At 46.6% G+C, this 18,216-nt stretch carries 19 protein-coding genes; 3 read left to right on the forward strand and 16 right to left on the reverse strand.

Annotated features, from left to right (window positions below):
• Positions 1-55: 55 nt before the first annotated feature.
• The 3 genes from DWV34_RS15120 to DWV34_RS15130 form a co-directional block, all read right to left on the reverse strand.
• Entirely contained in the window at positions 56-910 is an 855-nt protein-coding gene (locus DWV34_RS15120) for a DUF368 domain-containing protein (protein ID WP_006565668.1), read from the reverse strand.
• Positions 911-923: 13 nt separating this feature from the next.
• Positions 924-1,400: a DUF5721 family protein gene (locus tag DWV34_RS15125; protein WP_009290675.1), complete on the reverse strand. Its 477-nt coding sequence runs from the start codon at positions 1,398-1,400 to the stop codon at positions 924-926.
• Positions 1,401-1,494: 94 nt separating this feature from the next.
• A complete protein-coding gene (locus DWV34_RS15130; protein ID WP_009290674.1) occupies positions 1,495-2,760 on the reverse strand; it encodes a S1C family serine protease in 1,266 nt (421 codons plus the stop codon).
• Between the two features lie 175 nt (positions 2,761-2,935).
• Between DWV34_RS15130 and DWV34_RS15135 the strand changes: the two genes are divergently transcribed.
• Positions 2,936-4,363, forward strand: a complete 1,428-nt coding sequence (locus DWV34_RS15135) for an undecaprenyl-phosphate glucose phosphotransferase (protein WP_006565671.1) — start codon at positions 2,936-2,938, stop codon at positions 4,361-4,363.
• A gap of 9 nt (positions 4,364-4,372) precedes the next feature.
• Entirely contained in the window at positions 4,373-5,395 is a 1,023-nt protein-coding gene (locus DWV34_RS15140; RefSeq protein ID WP_022261088.1) for an LCP family protein, read from the forward strand.
• A gap of 61 nt (positions 5,396-5,456) precedes the next feature.
• On the opposite strand, the gene DWV34_RS15145 is transcribed toward DWV34_RS15140, so the two are convergent.
• A complete protein-coding gene (locus DWV34_RS15145; protein ID WP_006565673.1) occupies positions 5,457-6,623 on the reverse strand; it encodes an SAM-dependent methyltransferase in 1,167 nt (388 codons plus the stop codon).
• Positions 6,624-6,680: 57 nt separating this feature from the next.
• Positions 6,681-7,409: a helix-turn-helix domain-containing protein gene (locus tag DWV34_RS15150; protein ID WP_009290668.1), complete on the reverse strand. Its 729-nt coding sequence runs from the start codon at positions 7,407-7,409 to the stop codon at positions 6,681-6,683.
• A 129-nt stretch (positions 7,410-7,538) separates the two neighbouring features.
• Between DWV34_RS15150 and DWV34_RS15155 the strand changes: the two genes are divergently transcribed.
• Entirely contained in the window at positions 7,539-8,027 is a 489-nt protein-coding gene (locus DWV34_RS15155) for a sporulation initiation factor Spo0A C-terminal domain-containing protein (protein WP_006565675.1), read from the forward strand.
• Positions 8,028-8,105: 78 nt separating this feature from the next.
• On the opposite strand, the gene DWV34_RS15160 is transcribed toward DWV34_RS15155, so the two are convergent.
• The 11 genes from DWV34_RS15160 to DWV34_RS15210 all read right to left on the reverse strand — a co-directional run bounded on the left by DWV34_RS15160 (position 8,106) and on the right by DWV34_RS15210 (position 18,213).
• Complete coding sequence (locus DWV34_RS15160; RefSeq protein ID WP_118476600.1) at positions 8,106-9,437, reverse strand: acetyl-CoA hydrolase/transferase family protein; 1,332 nt, start codon at positions 9,435-9,437, stop codon at positions 8,106-8,108.
• Positions 9,424-10,548, reverse strand: coding sequence for a 4-hydroxybutyrate dehydrogenase (locus tag DWV34_RS15165; RefSeq protein ID WP_022261086.1), 1,125 nt, complete (start codon positions 10,546-10,548; stop codon positions 9,424-9,426). The genes DWV34_RS15160 and DWV34_RS15165 overlap by 14 nt, the downstream gene beginning before the upstream one ends.
• Before the next feature lie 12 nt (positions 10,549-10,560).
• The gene (locus tag DWV34_RS15170; RefSeq protein ID WP_009290664.1) at positions 10,561-10,965 is read right to left on the reverse strand and encodes a MaoC family dehydratase; all 405 of its coding nucleotides are present in this window, start codon (positions 10,963-10,965) and stop codon (positions 10,561-10,563) included.
• Positions 10,953-12,041: a zinc-dependent alcohol dehydrogenase gene (locus DWV34_RS15175; protein ID WP_009290663.1), complete on the reverse strand. Its 1,089-nt coding sequence runs from the start codon at positions 12,039-12,041 to the stop codon at positions 10,953-10,955. Before DWV34_RS15175 ends, DWV34_RS15170 begins: the two co-directional genes overlap by 13 nt.
• Positions 12,034-13,107, reverse strand: a complete 1,074-nt coding sequence (locus DWV34_RS15180) for an NADH:flavin oxidoreductase (RefSeq protein WP_009290662.1) — start codon at positions 13,105-13,107, stop codon at positions 12,034-12,036. Before DWV34_RS15180 ends, DWV34_RS15175 begins: the two co-directional genes overlap by 8 nt.
• A gap of 18 nt (positions 13,108-13,125) precedes the next feature.
• Positions 13,126-14,040, reverse strand: a complete 915-nt coding sequence (locus DWV34_RS15185) for a phosphotriesterase family protein (protein WP_009290661.1) — start codon at positions 14,038-14,040, stop codon at positions 13,126-13,128.
• Positions 14,041-14,056: 16 nt separating this feature from the next.
• The gene (locus DWV34_RS15190) at positions 14,057-15,106 is read right to left on the reverse strand and encodes a 2-hydroxyacid dehydrogenase (protein WP_009290660.1); all 1,050 of its coding nucleotides are present in this window, start codon (positions 15,104-15,106) and stop codon (positions 14,057-14,059) included.
• A 13-nt stretch (positions 15,107-15,119) separates the two neighbouring features.
• A complete protein-coding gene (locus tag DWV34_RS15195) occupies positions 15,120-16,004 on the reverse strand; it encodes a class II fructose-bisphosphate aldolase (RefSeq protein WP_009290659.1) in 885 nt (294 codons plus the stop codon).
• A 111-nt stretch (positions 16,005-16,115) separates the two neighbouring features.
• A complete protein-coding gene (locus DWV34_RS15200) occupies positions 16,116-17,381 on the reverse strand; it encodes a PTS transporter subunit IIC (RefSeq protein WP_006565684.1) in 1,266 nt (421 codons plus the stop codon).
• A gap of 22 nt (positions 17,382-17,403) precedes the next feature.
• Complete coding sequence (locus DWV34_RS15205) at positions 17,404-17,712, reverse strand: hypothetical protein (protein WP_006565685.1); 309 nt, start codon at positions 17,710-17,712, stop codon at positions 17,404-17,406.
• Between the two features lie 24 nt (positions 17,713-17,736).
• Positions 17,737-18,213, reverse strand: a complete 477-nt coding sequence (locus tag DWV34_RS15210; RefSeq protein WP_006565686.1) for a PTS sugar transporter subunit IIA — start codon at positions 18,211-18,213, stop codon at positions 17,737-17,739.
• Positions 18,214-18,216: the final 3 nt, after the last annotated feature.

An 18,216-nucleotide genomic window follows, 5' to 3' on the forward strand; every position in this document is an offset into this window, starting at 1 on the left:
GATATAGTATTCATTACTACATATCATATCATATATTTCTATAAATGAAAACCCTTTAATCTTCACCCAGATAATAGGCGCAGACGCAGCCCACGGCCAGTGCAGCCAGTCCCGTCACTCCTGAGAACAGATTAAAATGATCAAAATTTGCCTCATAAAGAATTGCAATCGGGGAACCAAGAATCAGTCCGCCGATTCCCGCAAACGTAATAGCCTCAAAATGTTCAAACAAATATTCTATGATCTTGGCGATGATCACCACTCCCGCTATGATCCCAACAGCCATCGGAGTCAGAAGCAGAATACCGTGAGTGAGTCCGGACAGATTCAAAGTCGCCAGATTGACCATAAACTGTGTGATTTCACGGAGAATCGGCTGATAAAATCCCAGAATCAAAAGTATCATCGAGCCGCTGACTCCCGGTACGACCATTGTAGCCGCCGCAATAATCCCGATCAAAAACATTTTCCCCATCATCAGGGGATCGGCAGTCAGGATCACTTCCGATGCCGTGCTGCTGCCTAAAAGAGGCAGGAGTACAACCAGAGCAAACATCAAAAGAAATGCAATCCCATGGGAAAGGCCCTTTCTCTCTCCTTCCATTCTCTTAAATATGGCAGGCAGTCCTCCGATAATCAGACCGATAAACAGAAAGTTTGTCTGAATCGGATAATACTCAAACAGCCATTTAATGACAAAGGAAAGCCCTATCAGTCCAATCACCGCTCCAATGCCCACTGGAACCAGTATTTTAAGGCTCTGTTTAAACTCTTTGCGTATATGTGTGAGTGCATAGATGATCTTGTCGTAAACTCCCATGGAAACCGCCAGAGTCCCTCCGCTGACCCCGGGAATGATATTGGCAACCCCGATCAGTATTCCCCGGCAAATCTCTTTTAATAACTTCATAGGCCTGCTCCTCCTATCTGCCTTTCAAAAATAATGTCATCTCTTCATCCCAGGCTGTCTCCAGGGTTTTATCCGGAACAAATGTGTTTCTTGACACTCCTGTCGTACACTTCAGGTATTTTCTGTCGAAATAAATATTTAAAAATAATCCTCCGATCTGCTGCGGCCTGTCAGATATATTATATTTCAAAAGAAAGGCTTCCATTCGTTTCGGATTCAGCATAAGCACAAACTGAAAAGACAAGGGAGTCTTTTTCCCCTTTATAAGGGAAAATATTCTCTGCTTCTCCATTTTCCACGGTATATACGGATACTCTTTCAGTATTTCCCATTCATCTGTATCATAAAAATCTTTCAGCATTTTTCCGTCAAATTCATACATGGTCCCCATGGACAGCCTGCCTTCGCACAGCATAAACTGGTCACACACGTCCCCCGTCAGAAAGCCGGCCATAAAAGATTTTATGTGTTCTATCTCAATTGAAATCATATGAATCCTCTTTTCTGTTACGTTAAAAACGGACGGCTGCCTGCCGCCCGTCTTCATTGTAACTTGTATGCTTTGAGAATTCAACCGTTTCCGTTTAGTTATTCTGCGTACTGCCTGAAGCTCCGTCATCCGTCCTTTTTTCCAGTTTGACACTGAATGTTTTCTTCTCGTAAGTCCCCATTTGATTCTGCCGCTTTACAGCAACTTTTACTGTATCTCCGGCTTTTTTGCTTTCAATCTTGCTCTTCAGGCCCTCCATCGTAGAAACCGTGGCCCCGTCAAAGCTGATGATTACATCGCCGGCACTGATACCCGCCTTCTGCGCCGGTGAATTCCGGACAACCTGACGCACCAGCGCTCCCTGCGGCATATCCATCTGCGCTGCCATATCGCTTGATATGGTCTGACCTGATATTCCAAGGTAAGCCTGCTCGGATTTATCTACAGTTTTCTGCTTGATCAGCTGATCGATGATTGGTTTCGCCGTATTAATCGGAATTGCATATCCCATTCCCTCTACGTCTTCGGAAGAATATTTTACCGTATTGATTCCGATCAGCTCCCCTTTGCTGTTGAGAAGAGCTCCTCCGCTGTTCCCTGGATTAATCGCAGCATCTGTCTGAAGAAGCGTCATGGTTTTATCCGTCAGCTGCACTTCTCTGTTCAGCGCGCTGATATACCCGCCGGTGACTGACTGTCCGTATCCGAGTGCATTTCCTATGGCGATCGCCTGCTCTCCCACTTTCAGGTCATCAGAATTTCCGAGTGTTATGATCTTGATCTTTTTTAATGTGGCAGCTTTAATATCCTTTACCTTTACCGCGACAACTGCCAGGTCCGCGTCATTGTCTGTTCCCTTGATCGTACCGGATGCGCTGGTACCGTCTGTGAATCCGACGGATATCGACTGTGCATCGGCGATAACGTGGTTATTTGTGACAACCAGCAGGTACCCGTCTTTCTTACCGACGATAATGCCGGAACCTGCTCCCTCGCTCTCATTGTCCTGCTGCTGCCCGAAAAAGTTTCCGGAACTGGTCACATACTTGCTTGTGATAGAAACGATGGACGGCATGACGTTAGATGCCACTGTAGATAAATCTTCTTTTCCTGATGCCGTTCCCTTTGCCGAAGTTTTTGTTGTATTGGTCGTTGCCAGCTGTGTCCCTCCGTTGCCTATGCCCATTGCAGAAAACCCATACTGGACTCCCTGCATGGTGACTCCTGCGATCAGACCGAAAGCCACTGCGGCAGCCGCCAGCTTTGCGATCTTCCTGCCTGTTCTATTTTTGTTTCCTTTATTTTGATTTTGATCCGGCTGTGTATATTCTGTATTATTATAATTCATATCTTCGTACATAACCTGTATCTCCTTTCGTATTTAACCTGCTTAAATAGTACAAAATAAATGTGTAAAAAATGTGTTTTAAATGTTATAAAACTAAGAAAAACATAAGAAATAATTCCATTGTGCCTTTGCCCTTTTTCACTTATAATAAGTACAGTGTAATATTATCGTAAAGAGGAGAAAACAAATGATTAAGCAAAACCAAGCCTATTTAAACCGCCTGCATATTTTTATTGATGCGGTCTGTATTTATTTATCGGCTTTTCTGTCACATAAGATCCGCTTCGAATGGGGAAAGGATTCGTGGATCTCTAAGTTATTTTTCTTTGTGGGAAAGTACGAATTGGGATTTTCATACTATCAGAAGACGGTTATTATTACAATCATTATCCTTCTTTTATTATATACTTTTTTCGGCCTGTATACCCCAAAAAGATATCAGCGCGGAAGCCGTGAAATTGTAAACCTGTTGAAAGCAAATCTTGCCGGTCTGGGCATCGGGTCTGTTGCCATTGTCCTGACAAAACTGCAGAACTTCCCCCGAAGCCTCCTGCTTTTATTTTTCTCTGTTAATTTTATCATTGGAGTTCTTTCCCGCTTCACAATCAGAAAAGTGCTGAACAGCACACGGGAAAGCGGACGAAATTTAAAACATGTAGTCCTGGTCGGCTTCAGTACCTCTGCCGCCGCCTACATTGACCGCATCAAAGCCAATCCCCACTGGGGCCTCTATATCCACGGTATTTTTGATGATACCATCAGCGACAACTTTGAATACAGAGGGATCAAAAAAATCGGCTTGTTAAATGAACTGGAAGACTATTTAAGCCAGACTCCTCTGGACGAAGTTGCAATCACGCTGAATCTGGATGAATATGAGAAACTGGAAAAACTGGTGGCCATCTGTGAAAAATCCGGTGTTCATACAAAGTTTGTACCTGACTATTATAACTTTATTTCCACAAACCCATACACCGAGGATCTGGACGGTCTTCCCGTCATCAATATCCGCAATGTGCCTCTGACAAACGTTGTAAACCGTATTGCCAAGAGGACCATCGACATCATCGGATCTGCCTGCGCCCTGATCATCCTGGCTGTTCCGATGCTGATTATCGCACTGCTGGTAAAACGCAGTTCACCGGGACCGGTCTTCTTTGCACAGGAAAGAGTCGGGCTTGGCAACAAACCATTTAAGATGTACAAGTTCCGTTCCATGGGGGTTCAGGACCCGAAAAAAGAAGCAACTCAGTGGACAAGGCCAAACGACCCGCGGGTGACCCCGTTCGGAAAGTTTATCCGTCATACCAGTCTGGACGAGCTTCCCCAGTTTTATAATGTTCTGCGGGGAGATATGAGTCTTGTGGGACCCCGGCCGGAGCGTCCGCTGTTTGTAGAAAAGTTTAAGGAAGAGATCCCCCGCTATATGATCAAGCATCAGGTCCGTCCGGGCATCACAGGCTGGGCCCAGGTCAACGGTTTCCGCGGTGACACATCCATCCGCGGCAGAATTGAGCATGATCTCTATTATATTGAAAACTGGACCTTATCATTGGATTTTAAAATCCTGTTTCTGACCGTTTTCAAAGGATTTATTAACAAGAACGCTTACTAGGAGGTTTTTATGAGCGTAAAAGCAGACAAACGACGGCATTCCCCTATCCGCTGGATCTTTATCTTACTTTTCCTGATCGTTGTTCTGATTGGCGTGATCCTCGGGGTTTCCTACACGAAACTGGGCAAGATCAACTCCACACCAATGAATCAGAGCAAGCTGGTCACGGTCCATGAGGATGCCAATATGAAAGATTACACCAATATTGCCTTGTTCGGCATTGATTCTCAGACTGGAAGTATGTCGGACCGGGGCAACCGTTCTGATTCCATTATCGTTGTCAGCATCAATAATCAGACAAAAGAAATCAAGATGCTGTCTATCTACCGTGATACTTATGTGAGCGTCAACGGCCACTACACTAAGATCAATGCGGCGTATTCCATGGGAGGTCCCGAACTCGCTGTCAGTACCATCAATCGAAACCTGGATTTGAATATCACCCAGTATGCGACCGTAAACTTCAAAATTCTTGCGGACATCGTAGATGCCATCGGCGGAATAGAAGTAAAAGTCGATTCCTCGATATTAAAAAATCTGAACAGCTATATCGGTGACATGAACCGTTTAAACGGAGGCGACTCTCCCAAAATAAAAACCGGCGGATTGCATACACTGGATGGGAACCAGGCCGTTGCATATTCAAGAATCCGCTATACCGCAGGAGGAGATCTTGCCCGTGCCGGACGGCAGCGTGAAGTTCTTCAGAAGATCTTTGCCAAAGGCAAAAAAAATCCATTTGGCCTGATGGGTGCCATGGATAAGATTCTCCCACAGATCAAAACCAATATGGACCAGAAAGAACTGTTCTCTATGCTCTTATCGATCTTCCGGTATGACATTAAGGGTCAGAAAGGATTCCCGTTTGATCAGAAGGAATACAAATATCTCGGAGTATGGTATGGCTTCCCAACCACTCTGAAAGAAAATGCTGTCCGGGTACATCAATACCTGTTTGACACTGAAAATTATCAGGTCAGCGATGAACTGGGACGGATTAACCAGAAGATCATAAATGTAATCGGATATTAAAAAGAGGGTATTTCAAAGCTGCGCTGTGGCTTATGAAATACCCTCTTTGATTTTTATTTTTTCAATACCATCTTGTCATCGGCAGTTCATTATTTATCCCATTGGTAAATAAAAGCTGATGCAGATCAATAATACCATTCTGAAAGGTTGACGCACAGGCACAAAGATACAAATCCCACATCCTGGCAAATGTCTCTCCGAACCGTTCTTCGATCTCTCTTCTGTGCTCATTAAAATTCTTATCCCAGCACAGCAGCGTTTTATTATAATGCCTCCTCAGGCTTTCTGCGTCAAGTAAATAAAAGCGATACTTGGCGCTCAGACTGGTGATCTCCCGCAGACTCGGTATCACACCTCCCGGGAAAATATATTTCTTCATCCATGGATCTCCCGGATGTTCTTCCAGTGCACTGATAAAATGCAGGAGAAATACCCCTCCCGGCTTCATCGCCCTTTTGATACACTGGAAAAACAATTCATAATGATCCCGGCCCACATGTTCCAGCATACCCACGCTGACAACCCGGTCAAACTTTTTCCCGTACCCAGCAAGATCACGATAATCCATCAGTTCAGCATGCAGGTAATCCTCAAGTCCTTCTTCCCTGATCCTTTTTTCAAATCCCTGCTGTTGTTCTCTGCTCAGTGTAATCCCTGTGCCCCTGATTTTATATTTCTTTGCGGCCTCTATGAGAAGATATCCCCAGCCGCATCCAATGTCTAAAAGCTCCATACCTTCCTTCAGATAAAGCTTTTTCAGTATCCTCTGTGTCTTCTTTTTCTGTGCATCAAAAAGCGTATCCTGCTCATTCTCAAAATACCCGCAGGAATAGTTTAAAGTCTCATCCAGCCAGAGACTGTAAAAGTCGTTTCCCAAATCATAATGCGATGAGACGTCTTCTTTCTGCTTTCTTCTCCCCAGAGACGGAAACATGAGTTTCCTTAATACTCTGGTATCCACAGAAAAGTTTCCCATCTGACCGAGAAAATAGTACAGGGCCTGATACAGATCCCCGTCGATCTCTAAATCGCCCCGCATATAGGCCTCTCCCAGTGCCAGCGATGTACTTGTGATCATCTCTTTCAGATCCGGTTCTTTTTTGAAAATAATAGAAAATCTGGGATTTCCATGTCCGATTGTATACTCTTCTTCTCTGATTCTGACAAGAAACGGAGTCTCATCAAATCTGTCCAAAAAACGAAGAATTGCTTTTTCTTCCAGCTTCATATACTCTGCCACACCCTTTCTAACATCATATCCAGAGTATTGACAGATTTACAGCTTTTAAACGGTGGATGTCAAATCAGGAATATCGATTGTTCCAATGTATCTTCCGACTCTCTTATATTCCAGAGAATTGGTAATCAATTCATCATCAATGGTGCCGTTTAATGATCTCAGAAACTGGACGCCGTGTCTCTTAAAATAACGTCCTATGTATAAATATCCGGACCGAAGAAACATCCATATCTCTCCGTGCTTCGGCAGACGTCCATCCAGGTATTGAAAACCCAGAACTGAATTTCTGCAAAACTTCGGTTCCAGATTGCTTGTACGCACCCATACGAAAAATGTACATTCCCTTGTAAGCGGATTCTGTTCCACCCATACATCATGTACTTTCTGACTCCCATAGTCGGCCAGTCCATCCTCCACGCTGGTAAATTCAAAACACTTCATAGATTTTTTACCTGACGATGTCAGAGAAACCATTCTGTCATATTCCAAATTGATTACATATTTGATATATTCTTTTTGATGCGCCGGCAGCCGCTTGAACTTCTGAATATAATCCTCGTAACTGTATGACACCATCGGCTCCCTGCCGGAAAACTCATCCAGAGAACAATTTAAGGAGGACGCCACTTCTTCCATCGTATTATATCTGGGATTAGGTGTGATACCGCATACAATTTTTGATAAAGTTCCGATCGGAATCCTGCTGGCTTTAGACAGGTCTTCCACAGTAAAATTTTTTGACTGCATAATTTCCTTCAGTTTTTTATAATTCATCCGCTTAACCTTCCAAATATGGAATAAATCCATTGCTCCACAAGTTGACAATATTCCTCATTATTCTCTATAATGAACATGATTACATAATCTAAGGAATCAACATTATCTTTATGAGGGGAGTATATCATGCAAAACGAAAATCTTCAATTGGTACTGTCAGATGATACAATTTTACAAATTTCGGTCATCCATTCAAAGGATAGGGCACCTATATCTGACACCACATCTCACGTGATTCACATTAATCAGCTGTTAAATCAGACAGTTTCCGGAACCCAACACCTGGACCTCTCCGGAAAGATCAGCAAGCTTTTAAAACAGCTGGGCATCACCCCGAATCTGAAAGGCTACCTCTACCTGAGACAGGCAATTGAAATAGGAGTGCGGGATCCTTCGGTTTTTGACGGCATCACAAAACGTCTGTATCCGCATATTGCAGAGCAGAATCACACTACGTCCACCAGTGTAGAGAGGACGATCCGCCATGCCATCGACACTGTATGGAGCAAGGGAAACAAAGAATTATTCTGGAGCATAACTCAGACATGCACACTGGAACGTCCTACAAACAGTCAGTTTATCATTCAGCTTGCGGAATACTTTACAGAATATTAAACTGCTTTTCTTTCCATCAGGAGAACTGTTCGTCAAAACAGCCTGTATCCTTTTAATACATCAGGATACAGGCTGTCTTTATTCGTCATCACTCCAGGCTTCCCGGAATCTTTTCTCATATTCTTCCGCAAGCATCCGGCGAAAGTCAGGATGCGCGATCCGGATCAGCTTCTTTGCCCGGTTTCTTAAACTCTCTCCTTTTAATCTAGCCGCCCCATATTCCGTCACAATATAGTCAGCGTCATATCTGGATGTTGTAACCGCTGCTCCCTCGCCGATCACCGGCACAATCTTGGATATCCTGCCTTCTGCCGCCGTAGACGGCATCGCCATGATGCTCTTTCCTCCCCGGCTCATATTAGCGCCCCTCACAAAGTCAACCTGGCCTCCCACCCCGCTGATCTGTCTCCTGCCCACCGAAGCCGAAACAACCTGTCCCATCAAATCCACCTGAACACAGGAATTGACAGATACCAGACGTTCATTCTGTGCAATGACATACGGATCATTTACATAATCCACCGGATGAAGCTCCACTGCCGGGTTGTTGTCCGCGAAGTCATACAGCCTTCTCGTGCCCATAAGAAAGGTAACGATGCTTTTTCCGGCATGAAGACTTTTTCTGCGGTTTGTGATCACCCCGCCCTCATAAAGTTCCACAATGCCGTCTGAGATCATTTCCGAATGAATTCCGAGATCTTTTTTCTCCTTCAGGAACCCAAGGACAGCATCCGGGATGGCTCCGATGCCAAGCTGCAGCGTGTCCCCGTCTTCGATCAGGGAGGCACAGTTTTTCCCAATCGCCCTCTCGACCTCTGAAATCCCTGCAGGCGGAAGTTCGATCAGAGGAGTATCTGCCTCCACAATATAATCTATGTCACTTATATGAATAAAACTGTCACCCAGCGTTCTGGGCATAGAGGGATTGATCTGTGCGATCACCAATTCCGCCTCCATAGCCGCCGGTTTAGAATAATCTACAGATATCCCGAAACTGCAGTAACCATGCTCATCCGGAGGCGAGAGGTTTAGAAACACTGCATCTACGGGGAGAGTTGTCCGAAAAAGCTCCGGGACTTCTGAAAAATAAACCGGTGTTACATCCGCCCTGCCCTCTTTTGCGGCCTTCCTCGTAGAAGCTCCCAGAAAAAAACTGTTATGGCGAAAATGTTTCTCCATCCCGGGCTCACAGTATTTTGCTTCTCCCATGGCAACCATATGGACGATTTCCACATTTTCAAAAAGGGCTCTGTTTCTCACAAGGGCATCCGAGAGGACCAGAGATTCCCCTGCCGCATGAGAAAAAACAATCCGCTGCCCTGACCTGATATGAGAAACCGCCTCATCCGCACTGACCAGCTTCTCCCTGTACTCCGCTTTCCACGGCTTGTCCTTCTTATCTCTCATCATATCTCCTCTTAAATATCTCTCTGATCTCCTCTTTTGTCAGTTCCACATAGTTATTCTTTAAGAGTCTCTGCTGATTCTGTACCGTGCTCTCTGTAAATTCTTCGATTTGTACTTCTGTCATGCCATAGTCTTTCAGCGGCCTGGTCTCCATAAAGTTTGACAAAAGCTCCCGGAGTCTTAGAAATGCCGAGTCCGCCTCCCATCCAAACACATCCGCGATGGTCTGTCTCAGCTTTCTGATCTTTCCTCCCGGTTTCTTTAATTCATATAGCTCCATCACATCCATAAAAAACTGGTAATTGGCTTCTCCGTGAGGTACATGGAATGCACCTCCAATCGAGTAAGACAGTGCGTGGACAGCGGCACATCCCGCGTTCCCGAACGCAATGCCAGCATAGTTGGAGGCCAGTATATAGCTTTTCAAATTATTTTTTCTTGCCTCTCTTCCAGACTCCGCCATATCATGGTAACCGGACAGAATCATTTCTATGGCTTTCCCGGAGAACAGCTCCGTAGCCGGAGATGCTTTCGGCGACAGAAAGGATTCCACTGCATGGATAAAAGCGTCGATTGAGCTGGTAAGAAACACCTTATAGGGCAGTCTTTCTAGAGTTTCCGGTATCAGGACCGCACAGTCCGCATAGCAGGCATCTGCTGCCAGGCCTTTTTTCGTATGTCTGGATTTTATTTCGGCGATGGCTACATTCGTGACCTCGCTTCCTGTACCGCAGGTTGTGGGCACTGCGATCAGCTGTTTCTTTTTTACAGGCTCCTTTTCGCCGTCAAACAGCGGTGTGCTGCCGTCCGCCATATCCAATGCCAGTATTTTGCTGATATCCAGTATCGTTCCCCCTCCCAGTGCAAAGATCCTGTTATAATAATACTTCGACGTCTTCTCTTTTATCTGGTCGATCATCTCGTCGGATGGCTCTCCGTCTCCGAATTCCTCCTGAAAAATATAATTAGCGTTCACACCCAGCGGTTCCAGAAGCGGCTCATACAGATACCTGTTTGTCACCACCAGATCACTGTGGCCGATCTTAAATTCTTCCTGAAACTGTTTTACAGTGTCAAAATAAAATACCGTGGGCACCAGTCTCAATAACTGCATAGATTCTCCTTCCTATTCCCCCGCAGGAATTACCTGCGCTGTTCCGCTGATGACAACTTCATTGTCCTGGTTGACACAGGTTGTTTCCAGTGTTGCAAGCTCAAATGATTTCTTCCTCTCGATTTTCAGGACTTTGATCCTGGCAGTCACCCGGTCTCCGATCCTCACTGGCCTTTCAAAATTCAGCATCTGACTCAGGTACACGGTTCCCGGCCCCGGCAGGACACCGGCGATGGCCGCAGAGATAAAACCGGCTCCGATCATCCCATGAGCAATCCGCCCATGAAACCTGGTGCCTTTGGCATACTCTTCATCCAGATGCAGAGGGTTTTTGTCTCCTGATACTTCTGCAAATATTTCCACATCCTGCTCCGTTACATATTTATAAAAAAATCCCTCCTGTCCTACTTTGAGCATGGCCCCTCCTCTCTGCCTGACTCATGGAGCATGACACTGACCCTGTAATTCCCGGGTCTTGCGGCCTCCTCGAAGGCTTTCTGAATATCTTCCAGCGGATAACTGGCCTCGATCAGAGGCCTGACATCCACCACTCTCTGATTGAGCAGTCTGGCCGCTTCCAGAAAATCCTTTGTATCGCCCAAATATGTACCCAGAATCTCCATCCTTCGGTAATGTATGTCATTAGAACTAATCCCCAGCTCAGGGGCCGGATAAGCGGCTGCAAACATCAGCATCCGGCCGTCAAAATGTTTGAGCATGGCCGCCGCCTGTTCATTGGCTTTTGTAGCTCCGGCGGCCACAATGACAGCATCTGCGCCCCGGCCTCCTGTCATCTGCTTCACTCTCTCCACCGGGTCTGCGGCGCCGGCATCGATCACCTCAAATCCCATGACTTTAGCAGTTTTGATCTTCTTTTCCATCATTTCAGTGACGATCACTCTGGCACCGCACGCCCTGACTGCCTGAGCATTTAAAAGTCCCATAGTCCCTGCCCCGATGACTGCCACCGTATCCTGAGGGCTTACTCTGAGCTTTCCTATTCCCTTTGCTACGGTTGCCAGAGGCTCTAAAAAAGCCGCCTCCCCCGGACTTAATTCCGGATTCATTTTCACTGCTGCCGTAGCATTTCTTACCTGATATTCAGCAAATCCCATTCTTCCTTTATACCCGCCCTCATGAAGGTCATAGGAGCTCCGAATCACGCACTGGCTTTCTTCCCCTTTTCTGCAGTGTTCACATTCCCCGCAGTAGTTATTGGAGATGGCTACAAAATCCCCCGGCAGCAGCTCCACTACCTTGGCTCCGGTTTCCAGGATCACTCCCGCCCCCTCATGTCCGCCCGCCATAGGATAGCCCTGGTGTTCTCTCAGCCCCAGCCACTGTCCGTAATCAGCAGTACAAATATTGCAGGCCAGCTGTTTGATCAGTATCTGATGTTCTCCCAGTTTCGGCAGCTTCATTTCATGTACTTCAGCATGTCCCTTCGATGTCAGAACGCCGAACCTGAACGTTTTCACTGTATTTTTATCCATGATATTCCCTCCATCCCGGACATTTATGATAATCCGTGCTCCAAAGACATTTCCGGCAGTTTCTGCAGGATACGATCTCCCTTCCCTGTTTTATTTTTATTACCCATTCAGGATCGCAGAGCAGCGCTCTTCCAAGGGCCACAAAATCCGCACATTCCTGTTCCAGCAAAAACATTCCCTGTTGTACCTGCCGTATTCCGCCCACAGCGATTACAGGACAGCTCACTCTCTGTTTCATCTGCATGGCGCCCCAAATACGGATATTGAAGGGAAATTCGTCAGGAGGATTCTCCATGGTCCTCTCATCCATAAAGCCCGTAGACCCGAAGCCTGTGGATACATGCAGGAAATCCATGCCGGCTTTTTCAAACGTCCCCGCCATAAATGCAGATGACTCCAGATCCGGCTCGTCAAATCCGAGGCGGACGGAAATGAGAAAATTCTCACCGCAGCTATGCCGGATGCCCTCCATGATATCAAGTACAACCCTCATTCTTCCTTCGATGTTTCCCCCGAACCGGTCTGTCCTATGATTGACTGTCGGAGATAAAAATGCATTCAGAAAATAAGAATGAGCGCAGTGAAGCTCGACTCCGTCATATCCGGCAGCCCTGGCCCTGACAGCAGCCTCAATAAACTGCTGTTCTCTCAATAGGATTTCGTCTTCACTCATTTCGTCTGCCGTATATTCTCTTCCCCTGAGTGTCCCATGAAATGCGGACGGGGAGGCAGGCCTTCCCGATACTGTCCGTATGCCCGCATGGTGAAGCTGTGAGAGTATCGGAACTTTAAACTTGTGTGCTGCGGACACCAGCATTCTGTGCCCCTCCATCTGATCCTCGTTCCATATACCTGTCTGATACTCAGAAAGCCTTCCGTCCTCTGCCACACAGGCTGCTTCCGCGATGATCATTCCGATCCCGCCCCTGGCCCTGGCCTCATAGTGGGAGATCAGCTCATCCGTGATTATGCCGTTCTTAACCCCATAGCCGAACGTCACCATGGGTGCCATTAGAAATGCAGACGTAATTGTCTTTCCCTTTATCACTGTTTGTTTCTGATACATCAGGTCCCTCCGTCCTGGCTAAAAACAGCCGTATACCTTTTTTGGGTTTTCAACAAAAATGGTCCGGATTTCATTCTCTGTAATTCCGCCCGACTCCTTAAGCCTCGGAATAAACTTGTTTAAAATATACTCAAGACCCGGTCCGCCGCCGTTGGCCCTGAAATAATTGCTCCTGCCAAAGTCCGCGCTGATCAGAAGCCTTTCCAAATAACCTTCTTCCATCAGATCCAAAATCATATCAATGTTAGTCTGGACCGGATAGCGGTAAACTCTTGCGATGTTGTCCACAGACAGGAAGCTTCCCATAGAAGCAATTTTCTTATATTCATCGGGATCCGGATTCCGGTCCATATGTCCGAGCACTACTCTGGAGAGATCCGCCTGGCAGCGGTCCAGAAGTCTCAGAATTTCTATCCCCATCATCCCTCCGTGATGAATCCAGATTGGGGCATTGGACTTCTGCTGTGCCCTGGCGGCAGCTCTCAGACACTTCTCTTCCCTCGGATGAATAAACCGGGGAGATACCGCACATTTTAACTGTCCTGCCCGGATCTCCGTTCCGTCCATGCCTTCCTCTATCTCTCTTATAAACAGTTCTGCCAGTTCCTCTGTGCTGATATCATCAATAAAATCCGGGTTGTGGTCAAACAGATAAAATCCGGCGGTGGCAATCAGATGCACTCCGCTCTGCCTGCTTGCATAGACAAGCTTTTGCGGGTCTCTTCCGTAATCGGCAGCCGTTCCCTCCACAATAGCAGACCCGCCGGCTTCGGCAAACAGGCGAAGTTCTCTTATGGAACCCTCTATATCCGTAATTGCCAGAGTAGGATCCTTTTCTGCTGTATACGGATTGCAGCAGACATGTTCATGCGTATAGGTAAACCCCATTTCTTCTGCGTCCACATCTCCGAGGACAGTTCTCACACAATTCATAGTATCCGCCTCCTTTCTACCGTTTCCAAACTCGGAGCAGCGGCTGTTTCCATATATAGTTGAGCAGATCTTCCACTATCATCTCAGATGCCCATTTTTTAGAATCTGTGCTGATCCCAGCCATATGCGGCGTCAGAAGAACGTTGTCCATCGTAAAAAACGGATGATTTTTCGGCGCCGGTTCATCCCACATGACATCCACCGCGGCAAACGCAATCTTTTTGTTCTCCAGAGCCTCGATCAGCGACCTCTGATCCACTACGGCAGCCCTGGACGAATTGATAAAATAGGCGTCCTCTCTCATGGCATTAAACCATTGATCATTGATCATGCCTTTCGTCTCCGGCGTCACACTCAAATGGACACTGACGAAATCACATGATTGCAGCATCCGGATCGGATCTTCATATTTTTTCGCGCATACCGCATCAAATATCTCCTGGGGCTGAAATGGGTCATAAGCAGCAACTTTCATCCCCATGCCGGAACAGATCTTCGCCACGTTCTGTCCGATATGGCCCAGTCCGACGATGCCCACTGTCCGGCCGTATACATCGATTCCCCACGGATAGGAGGATCTCGGATTCTCTCTGTCCTTAAACCGCCAGATCACATCCTTTTTATCCGGCACATCGTAAATATCTTTTTCATCCGCCAGAAATCTTCCAGACCAGAGGCCGTGATAGGTAAAAGAAATCCTCTTACAAATATCCAGCATCATGCCCACGGTATATTCCGCAACCGAATGTGCATTTCTTCCCGGCGCGTGGATAACCGGAATCCCCAGCTCTTTTGCAGTCTTCGTGTCAATATTGTTAGGCGTAGCCCTTCCGCAGCCGATCAGTTTTAACCCTTTTTCTTTGAGTTCCCTGATCACTCTTTCTGTCACCGGATCAGTATAAAACAGTACCGCCTCACAGCCAGAACATTCTTCTATGATCTCTTCCTCTGTGGGAAGGATATCCGTGGCCGTCCACGGAAGCATTTTCACATCACAGCAGGACTCCAGCTCTTTCAAATGTTCCGGCCAAAGTTCCATACTCACGGCAGCTTTTATTTTCTCCATGTTGTCTCCTCTCTCATTCCAATGCTTTTCCTTCGCTTCCAAACGTTTTCATGTATGTTTTTAAAATATGTTTATAGGCTTCTGCCCCCGCTGCCAGTGCCTGGTTGGCATACACCGTCCGGTTTCCGGTATAGATAAGTTTTCCCTCATTATCGAACAGCGGATCGTTTTCCTCTTTAAACTTCCGCACCCCGATTAAGTATTCCGTGGAAAGATCCGTAGACAGATTGATCTTCTGTATTCCAAGGGTGATAGCCTTCTTCAGCTTTTCCTCTCCCGTATTAGAACCTCCGTGCAGCACGAAGGGCACGGATACTTCTCTGCTCAGCTCAGAGAGCAGCTCAAAGTTTAAATGAGGTTTTCCCCTGTAAACTCCATGGGATGTTCCCACCGCCACGGCCAGGCAGTCCACTCCGGTTTCTTTCACAAAGCCAGCGGCCTCCTCTTTCCTGGTAAGCCCGCTGTCCCTTGTCTCTTCATACTCTGCTCCTTTCCCCACGTGTCCCAGCTCTGCCTCCACCGTAACACCGACTGCGTGAGCCGCCCGCACAGCCTCTTTCACTGCTTTTACATTCTCTCCATAGGGAAGTGTGGATTTATCCAGCATGACAGAGGTAAAACCGCATCTCAGGGCACGCTGAACATCCTCATACTCTTTCCCGTGATCCAGATGCAGGGCTGCCGTTACCTCCGGGTATTTTTTCTCATACATCCGTACCGCCATGGCCAGCTCCTCCATCTGCACATAAGGCGTGCAGGCTATGATCACCGGAGCCTTCATTTCCGATGCGGCCGCAAAGCACGCTTCCACCGTTCTCCCCGTAAAAACATTTGCTGCAGCTACCGCATATTTCCCATCTTTTGCTCTCACGAGCAATTCCCTCATTGAAACTAACATGCCAAAACCTCCCTTTCTCTCCTTAAAGGAACGGGACCGCCCGGTCTCCCTGACAATCCCTTTCCAGCGAACTATATAGAAAATATTTTGGTATCTTGTATTGTCTTCCGTCTAGAACATTCCGGAGAAGAAGGAAACAATCTTATGTATGATGTATCCGACCCATTCCTGTCCTACACAAAATCCTGATATGGTAGTTCCGGCCTCAAACTTAAATCCTACGCCGGCAGCCATCTGTGTGATCAGCGGTGCCAGGTCTGTCGCAATCCACAGGCCGATGCAAAGTGTCAGCACCGCAGCAATCAAGGCCCTGAAAGAGTTTCTCTTTGTGCCGATGACAACACCGATCATCCAGTATGGAAGGGCGGTAAGGTCTGTAAACGGAAGAAATCTGTTTCCCGGAAGAATGATTGCCAGTCCAAGCACGATCGGCACAGTGATGATTCCCATAGTGATAACGTCCCTGTCCCCGAGAAGCATGCAGTAATCCATAGCAATGTTGAATTTTCTTCCCGGAAATCTGGTGTTCATAAAGTCTCTGGCCGCATCCGTAAGAGGAGCAAGCCCTTCCATCATGATGGAAACCATCCTCGGAAGCAGGAACATGGCAGCGGAAAGTCCGACTGCTACGACCAGAGCCGCATCCCATTTATATCCTGCGAGAAAGCTCATGATACCTCCAAGCAGAAATCCCAAAATCATCGGTTCGCCGAAAAAAGAGATGCTTGACGGCAAATTTCCAAGGTTAAAAGAAATTTTGTTTAAACCGGGGATCTTATCAATGACCCAGTCCACACCTCTGGCGAATAACAGCTGAAGCGGGAATCCCTGTGTGGAGAAGGTCAGGCCGGCCATCTGTTCTCCTGCAAAGTCGGTGATCACCTGCTCCTGTCTCTCTCCTAAGATCGTATTGACCATCATAAACAATGTACCTACGACAATACCCAGAATGAAGTTTCCTGTGACAAAGTAAGATACAGTTCCGATCAGAATAAAGTGCCAGTAGTTGAAGATGTCTACATTCAGCGTGTGAGTGATCTTAATTGCCAGGCAGATCACATTGACTATAAGGAATGTCACGATGGATGCCAGCACAAAGGTTCCGCTTCCGAAAGCAATGCCCGAAGCCGCAGGCCATCCTACATCCGTGATATCCAGGGCCAGTCCCCAGTTTGCCTGCATGGCTTTTACAAGGCCTCCAAGATTGTCGCTTACCAGGCTGATTGCAAGACTTATGCCGGTAAATCCGATTCCTACCGTAAGTCCGGCTCTCAGCGCATTTTTTACCTTCATCCGGAAGACCACTCCCAGAAGAAAGATAACGATCGGCATAATAACAGATGCCCCAAGACCTAAAATCGTATTGATAACGCCCATATTCCATCCTCCTTTTCATTTGTTATGAAATACTTTTTAAATATTCTTCCATTTCATCAAAAAACTGATTTTTCCCAATACCAGTTAGCAGGGGAACCCCTGACATGACTTTAATCTCACCCACATTTCTCACAGATTCTAAGGAAGTGGTGGAAACAATAATGGTCGGTTTCACGTTGTCGATCAATCCCGACATCTCATTTACTCCGCAGGTCCTGACTTCAACATTCACTCCCCGGTCTGCCATCCCCTGCCGGATGGAAGTTGCCACATGAGAGGAAGTTGCAATTCCGCTGCCGCAGGCAGACAAAACCTTAAATACTTTTGCCATAATTTTTCTCCCTTCTTTCGATGTTTAAGTGTTTATTCCTATTTTTGTATGTTCTAAAATTTCTGCTATTTTCTCAGGTTCCTGCTCTTTCTCCAGCTGTTCCATCGCCTCCTTATCAGAGAAAATTGATATGATCTTCTGCAGCAGTTCCAGCTGCTGCTCTGTCTTCTGCAGTACCAGGTTAAAAATAAAACGAACGTCGACTGTGTTCTGATCATTCACCATTTCATGAAATTCTACCGGCCTTCTAAGCTTGGCAACGGCTATACACGGCTTTATCACGTGGTCAGGCTCCGTATGGGGCAGAGCCACCGCAAACGGTTTGGTACAAAGTCCGGTGGGGAATTTCCGTTCCCTTTCCAAAAGCATATCCAGATATCCTTCCTCCACATATCCTTCTTTCTTTAAATGTCCTGCCATCTGCCTTAAGGCATCCTGGAAATCCTTTGCATCGACATCACACAGAATCAGCTTCGGACAAATCAACTCTTTTAAATTCATATG

Source organism: Anaerostipes sp. AF04-45, from assembly GCF_003461725.1.
GTDB classification, from domain to species: Bacteria; Bacillota; Clostridia; order Lachnospirales; family Lachnospiraceae; genus Anaerostipes; species Anaerostipes caccae.